5 protein-coding genes and 1 pseudogene are annotated in these 6,468 nt (G+C 59.8%); 3 read left to right on the top strand and 3 right to left on the bottom strand.

The features are described 5' to 3' along the window. Nucleotides 1–1,374, bottom strand: a pseudogene (locus ACEW72_RS08745) (ATP-dependent DNA helicase); the annotation flags it as partial. A gap of 39 nt (nucleotides 1,375–1,413) precedes the next feature. Here ACEW72_RS08745 and ACEW72_RS08740 point away from each other — a divergent pair. The 3 genes from ACEW72_RS08740 to ACEW72_RS08730 are packed head-to-tail and all read left to right on the top strand — an operon-like array spanning nucleotide 1,414 to nucleotide 4,465. Continuing rightward, nucleotides 1,414–2,979, top strand: a complete 1,566-nt coding sequence (locus ACEW72_RS08740) for a lysine--tRNA ligase (RefSeq protein WP_373475998.1) — start codon at nucleotides 1,414–1,416, stop codon at nucleotides 2,977–2,979. Beyond that, on the top strand, nucleotides 2,976–3,500 hold the full coding sequence (locus ACEW72_RS08735; RefSeq protein WP_373475997.1) for a DUF1003 domain-containing protein: 525 nt from the start codon (nucleotides 2,976–2,978) through the stop codon (nucleotides 3,498–3,500). The genes ACEW72_RS08740 and ACEW72_RS08735 overlap by 4 nt, the downstream gene beginning before the upstream one ends. Continuing rightward, a complete protein-coding gene (locus ACEW72_RS08730; protein ID WP_373475996.1) occupies nucleotides 3,497–4,465 on the top strand; it encodes a magnesium and cobalt transport protein CorA in 969 nt (322 codons plus the stop codon). The genes ACEW72_RS08735 and ACEW72_RS08730 overlap by 4 nt, the downstream gene beginning before the upstream one ends. On the opposite strand, the gene ACEW72_RS08725 is transcribed toward ACEW72_RS08730, so the two are convergent. Both ACEW72_RS08725 and ACEW72_RS08720 read right to left on the bottom strand, forming a co-directional pair. Further along, nucleotides 4,443–5,501, bottom strand: coding sequence for a fatty acid desaturase family protein (locus ACEW72_RS08725; protein ID WP_373475995.1), 1,059 nt, complete (start codon nucleotides 5,499–5,501; stop codon nucleotides 4,443–4,445). The genes ACEW72_RS08730 and ACEW72_RS08725 overlap by 23 nt on opposite strands. Before the next feature lie 60 nt (nucleotides 5,502–5,561). Continuing rightward, on the bottom strand, nucleotides 5,562–6,455 hold the full coding sequence (locus ACEW72_RS08720) for an alpha/beta hydrolase fold domain-containing protein (protein WP_373475994.1): 894 nt from the start codon (nucleotides 6,453–6,455) through the stop codon (nucleotides 5,562–5,564). Nucleotides 6,456–6,468: the final 13 nt, after the last annotated feature.

Here is a 6,468-nt window from a genome sequence, read left to right as displayed (position 1 = left end):
CCGCCTGCGTCCGCGCGCCTTGCCTTCCGGGCCGATGACCCAGCGGCGCATCTCGACCGTTTCCTGTCCGGTAAGCGCGGCGGCGAACATCGAATCGGCGGCGTCGAACAGATGATGTCCTTCGTCAAAGATGATCCGTGTCGGGCGGCTGACTTCGTCGCGGCCGCGTGCGGCGTTGACCATCATCAGCGCGTGGTTGGCGATGACGATATCCGCCTGCACAGACGCACGCGCTGCACGTTCGATGAAGCATTTCTTGTAATGCGGGCATCCGGCATAGATGCACTCGCCCCGCCGGTCCGTCAGCGCGGTCGAGCCATTGCGCCGGAACAGCGTGGGCAGCCAACCGGGCAAATCCCCACCGATCATATCGCCATCACTGCTATAGGCCGCCCAGCGCGCCACCAGATGCGCCAGCGTCGCCGCCCGTCCGGCAAAACCGCCCTGCAACGCGTCTTCGAGATTCAGCAGGCACAGATAATTTTCGCGGCCCTTACGCACCACCACCTTCTGCTTGAAGATTTCGGGGTCCGGGTAAATCCGCCGCGCCTCGCGCACCAATTGGCGTTGCAGCGCCTTGGTAAAGGTCGAAATCCACACCGCGCCATCGGCATGATGCGCCCAGAGCGATGCGGGCGCGAGATAGCCGAGCGTCTTGCCGATCCCGGTTCCGGCCTCGGCCAGTACCATATTGGGTTCGCCCTTGCGCGCGCGGGGCGCAAAAATGCGGGCGGCGGCCTGCGCAAAGTCGCGCTGTCCTTGCCTTGTTTCGGCGCCGTTGCCGACGAGGGATGCAAGCTGCGCCTGTACCGCATCGGGGTTCAGCGTGATGACGCGCGGCGGGGTGCGCGGTGCGGCCTCCTCCCATTCGGGCAGCCGCGCGAACAGCCAGCGTTCGGGCTTTTCGGGCTTGGCAAGATGGCGCAGCAATAGGTTCGCCCAAGGCCAGCGCACCCGCATCAACGCCTGCGCGCTGTCCCATGCACCCTCGCGTTCGGGCCATGCGGGGTCGGCCAATGTGGCGAGAAGTTTGTGCGTGGCGGTGAGAAGGAGATGCGGGACTTTCTCATCGCTCCAGCCGCCGTCGGGCGAATCCGGTGCAATACCCAGCACCGCCGCCAACCCCTTTGCGGTCGGCACGACAAAGCGCGCTGGATGCACAAAGGCGAACAGTTCCAGCACGTCCAGCCCCGACAATTCCGCATAGCCCAACCGCTGCGCCACCAGAGGCGCGTTGAGCATTATCATCGGCGTTTCGGCCGCACGACCGACCGCCTCCCCCTTACCTACCGTGCGAATCTGCCCATCGGGCGTCGCCATCCAGATACCGGCATGGCTTGCATGCAGCGCTGGAAAGGTTAGGGGAGATTGCATAAGCGCAAGAGTGGCGCAAACAGAACGAAAGAGCAACACGTGACTGACCTCCGCGAGATCGCAAATCAATCCAAAGCCTGGCCTTATGAAGAGGCGCGGCGGCTTTTGAAACGCTATCCGCAGGGGAAGCCGGGCGGTGTGCCTATAGTCTTTGAATGTGGCTATGGCCCGTCGGGCCTGCCGCATATCGGCACTTTCAACGAGGTGCTCCGCACGACGATGGTGCGGAATGCCTTTGCGACGATGTCCGATGCACCGTCGCGCCTGATCGAATTTTCCGATGATATGGACGGCTTGCGTAAAGTGCCCGACAATGTGCCCAATCAGGCGATGCTGACCGAACATCTCGGCAAGCCCTTGTCGCGCATTCCCGATCCGTTCGAAAAGTTCGAAAGTTTCGCGGCGCACAACAATGCAAAGCTGCGTGAATTTCTGGACCAGTTCGGGTTCGAATATGAATTTATTTCGTCCTCCAGCCAATATGAAAGCGGCGCTTTTGACGCCGCGTTGAAGGGTGTTCTCCTCCATTATCAGGCGATCATGGACATCATGCTGCCGACACTTCGCAAGGAACGCGCGGCGACCTATTCACCGGTGCTGCCGATCAGCGAAAAGAGCGGCATTGTTCTGCAGGTGCCGGTCGAAGTGGTTGATGCCGAAGCGGGGCTGATCGCCTTTGACGATGCGGGCGAGCGGGTCACGCAATCCATTTTGGGCGGCAAGGCGAAGCTGCAGTGGAAAGTCGACTGGGCGATGCGCTGGGTCGCGCTGGGCGTCGATTATGAAATGTATGGCAAGGACCTGACCGACAGCGGCGTGCAGTCGGGCAAGATCGCGCGCGTGCTCGGCGGACGTCCGCCAGAAGCCTTGATCTATGAAATGTTCCTCGACGAAAAGGGCGAAAAGATTTCCAAGTCCAAGGGCAATGGCCTCGCGCTTGAAGACTGGCTGAAATACGGGACCGAAAACAGCGTCGCCTTTTACGCCTATCGCGAACCCAAAAGTGCAAAGCAGCTGCATCTGGGCGTCGTGCCCAAGGCGGTGGACGAATATTTCCAGTTCCGCGCACAATGGCATGACCAGCCGGTCGAAAAGCGGCTCGGCAATCCGGTGCACCATATCCACAATGGCAATGTTCCTACAGGCCAGCCGCCGGTGACCTTTGGCTTGCTGCTCAACCTTGTCGGCGTGATGGGTGCAGGCGCGAGCGAGGAGCAGGTTTGGACTTATCTTGGCAATTATGCCAAGGATGCGACCGCCGAAAATTCGCCCGAGCTGGCCGAGCTGATCCCCATTGCACTCGCCTATAACCGTGATTTTGTTGCGCCTACCTTGCACAAGCGCAAGCCTGAAGGCGTGGAAATAGCAGCGTTGCAGTCCTTGGACGCGCGGCTGGCCGAACTGCCCGCAGATACCAGCGCCGAAGATATCCAGAATATCGTCTATGAAATCGGCAAGGAAGGCGGCTTCGAAAATCTGCGTGACTGGTTCAAGGCGCTTTATGAAACATTGCTCGGATCCAGCGCCGGTCCGCGCATGGGCAGCTTCATCGCGCTTTATGGCATCCAGAACAGCCGCGCCCTGATTGCGGAGGCTTTGACTTGACGACACCCCGGACGGTCGACGATCTCGCACTCGAATTGCTTGGCAAAACAAGCGATGCTCTGTCGCCTGCCGAAAGCCGTGTTCTCGAACGCATCCACAAGCGTGAATCCATCAGTAAGGACATGGGTGTCACCCACGAAGACGATGCGACCTATGGCGAGCGGCTGTCAGACCATGTTGCGGCGGTCGGCGGCAGTTGGGGGTTCATCATTGCATTTGGCGTGGTGCTCTTTGGCTGGATGATCCTGAATTCTCAGATACTGGGGCGGATGGGTCTGGCGTTCGATCCCTATCCGTTCATTTTCCTGAATCTGATGCTTTCCACTTTGGCAGCCATCCAGGCGCCGATCATCATGATGAGCCAGAACCGTCAGGCCGACAAGGATCGGGCGGCAGCATCGCATGATTATGAGGTCAATTTGCGGGCCGAACTGGAAATCCTGCGCCTGCATGAAAAGGTCAATCATCTGATCGAAGCGGTTGCAAAGATAGACGGCCAGTCGGATGGGAAAACAAAATGACCGTTATCGCGGCCCGCCTCTACCGAGATGGCAAAATGGTTGCCGATATCGACCTGACCAAGCCGATACCTCATGTTGATAAGCCGGGCGAATTCATCTGGATCGGCATGCATGAACCCGATGACGGATCTCTGAAGCGCATTCAGGAACATTTTTGCCTGCACCCGCTGGCGGTCGAAGACGCGCTTGATCCGCGGCATCTGCCTAAGATGGAGGCCTATGGCGACCATTTGTTCCTCGTCGCCCGGACCGCGCATCTTCACGGCGACAAGATCGAATATGGGAATACCGCAATCTTCGTTGGGCGGCAGTTCATCATTACCGTCCGTCATGGCTCCGAACGGGCGCATAGCCAGCTTCGCGCGCAACTGGAAGCAACGCCGTGGCTGCTCAAGCATGGCCCTGATTATGTGCTGCACGCAATTCTGGATTTCGTCGTCGACGGATATTTTCCGGTGGTCGATGCGCTGGAAGAAAAAGTGCTCGCGATGGAAGATAACGCGATCGACATGTTCCTAAATCGTGCCGAAACCGCGCGCCTGTTCACCCTGCGCCGCGAACTGTTCCGGTTACAGCGGATTTTGGGCCCGATCGAAGATCTGGCCAGCCAGTTTCTAAATCTGCATCTGCCACAGATTGACCAGAATATTCATCCTTATTTCCGCGACCTGCTCGACCATATCCGGAGGGTCATTTACCGGGCAGATGGACTGCGGGACACGCTGACCTCGGTGATCGAGACCAGCAGCCTGCTTGAACAGCAGCGGCAGGGTGCGACGACACGGCAGCTGGCGGCTTGGGCAGCCATTCTAGCGGTGCCGACAGCGATTGCCGGAATTTACGGCATGAATTTCGAATTCATGCCTGAACTGCGCTGGAAATATGGGTATTTCGTCGTAGTCGGCTTGATGGCGACAGTTTGTCTTTCGCTTTATGTCCGGTTCAAGCGGGCTGGCTGGCTGTAACCTTACGCAGGACCGTCCGGTAATCGGGCTCGATCGTCATCCGGTGGTGATAATTCCCTTCGCCCAGCATCGCATGGGCAAGGGGCAGGCTGTAGCATGGCACGCCCATGAACAGATGATGCTCGCTGTGGAAATTCACCCAATAAGGCGCGACGGTCGTCCGCTCGACAAGATCGGCATAAGTGGTGCGCGCATGGGAAAAGGGATCGTCGCTGCCCGTGCTGGTACAGGCGTGTTCTGCAATATTGCGGACCCGCAGGAAAAGCTGGAATGTGGTCGCCAGCGCCACCAGCCACAGCGCGAAGGGCAGCCAGCCCCAGAAAATCAGGGAGACCGCGAGCAGCACCGCCTGAACGCCCAAAAAGCGCCCTACGGTTCGGGCCGTCGTTTTGGCGCCGTCGATATTTGCCACCGGCGAATCGATGCCCGACCGGCTTTGCAGGTTGAGCATTCGGCCCGCGCTGGTGTCGCGCTTGGCCGAGGCATCGCCGCTTTCATGTCGCAGCATCGCCTGTAACCCGCGCCATGCGGCGCCGAACTGCGCTGTACGTTGTTTGAAAAAGGTCTGGCCCGTTAGGTCGCGGATCGCCTTGCGGCGCAGGCTGTCGCGGCTGGTGGGGAAGGGCGCGGACAGCGACAGGTCGGGGTCCTCGGGCTGCTGCGTGAATTTATGATGCGTCAGATGATAGGCGCGATAAGCGTGCAGATCGCTGCCGGTCGCTGCGCCGGTGAGCCATTGGCCCAGAAAATTGTTCAGCTTGCGGTCGGGATGGAGCAGGCCGTGCGCGCCTTCGTGCATCAAAATGGCAAGGCCCAACTGGCGACCGCCGAGGATGACCAGCGCCACCGGCGTTGCGATAAGACCTGCGACCCAGCTCCACTGCCACGCTGCCGCTGCGCCAAATGCGGCGAACGCCACGACAAGCCATGCATGGACGATGAGCCACACCCCGCGCCAGCGCGACACCGTGGTAATCCGCGACCAGCGGTCGGCCCCGAATATCTTTCGGGGATTGGCGGCTTTTACCGCTGGCATGGGAACTCTCCTATTCTCATACTCCTGTCATAGCGCAAAAGCCGGGGGCAGCCAAATCCGTTACGTTAATGCGCTCGCGGCGAAAGCCGCCATCTCGGCCTGGGCGGCGCGCGATTCGCGGAAGGAGAAGATTGGCCAAACGTGCAGCATCTCCGACAGCTCACGATACAGGATTGCCGGATGCTTCGCCTTCAGGGCGCGTGCATCGGTTACCAATATGTCGTCCCCGCCGCCAAAGGCCAGAACCGGCGGCAGGTCGTTCCAACTGCCGAACAGTGGGCTACACCGCGGATCGGTGAGTGGCAGGTCCGCGGCATAAATTCGTCCGGCGTCCGAAATACCGCTGATGGTCAGAATGCCATCGCGCCTTTCGATCTGCGCCTGATCGGGATGCGCGGGGTCAAGGTTGAGCCAAGGGCAGATCAGGATCAAGGCTGCGGCGCCCGGATCTCTGGCATCGCGGGCCAGTTGGGCAACTGCTGCGGTTAATCCTCCGCCCGCAGAATCGCCGGACATAATGAACGGCGTGCCGTTTTTGTCGGCGGCATATTGGCGATAAAATTCCATCGCCCATGCTATCACCGCCTCTGCGTCGCTTTCGGGCGCCAGCGGATAAAGCGGTGCGGTCACCGACCAGCCGTGCATTTGGGCCATATGCGCCAGAAATGCCCAATGCACATCCGCGGCCGGATAAACATAACCCCCGCCATGCCAGTACAGGACATGGGTAGTGGGTTCGCGGTCTTTGGGAGCAAGGGTCCAAACCGGACGCCCGCCAAATTCGCTGTGTTCGACACGAAGATTGCTGCGTGCTTTGGCGTTGGGTTCGGGCAATGGTTGGCTGCGTGCCTTGGTGATATTTTGGCCAAATTGTGGGCCGCCGGTAAACATCTTCCGGTATATGCCAGTCGTGCGCAGGACAAAGCCCGTCAGGCGGGCGATCAAACTTGGCATTTAGGGCTCCTTG

This window comes from Sphingorhabdus sp. (assembly GCF_041737645.1).
Classification (GTDB): domain Bacteria; phylum Pseudomonadota; class Alphaproteobacteria; order Sphingomonadales; family Sphingomonadaceae; genus Sphingorhabdus_B.
The sequence above is the reverse complement of the archived record's forward strand: the minus strand, read 5'-3'. Positions and strand labels throughout refer to the sequence as shown.

Coding starts and splice junctions, on each gene's coding strand:
- ACEW72_RS08720 (WP_373475994.1), bottom strand. CDS start 6,455: ATGCCAAGTTTGATCGCCCGCCTGACGGGCTTTGTCCTGCGCACGACT.
- ACEW72_RS08725 (WP_373475995.1), bottom strand. CDS start 5,501: ATGCCAGCGGTAAAAGCCGCCAATCCCCGAAAGATATTCGGGGCCGAC.
- ACEW72_RS08730 (WP_373475996.1), top strand. CDS start 3,497: ATGACCGTTATCGCGGCCCGCCTCTACCGAGATGGCAAAATGGTTGCC.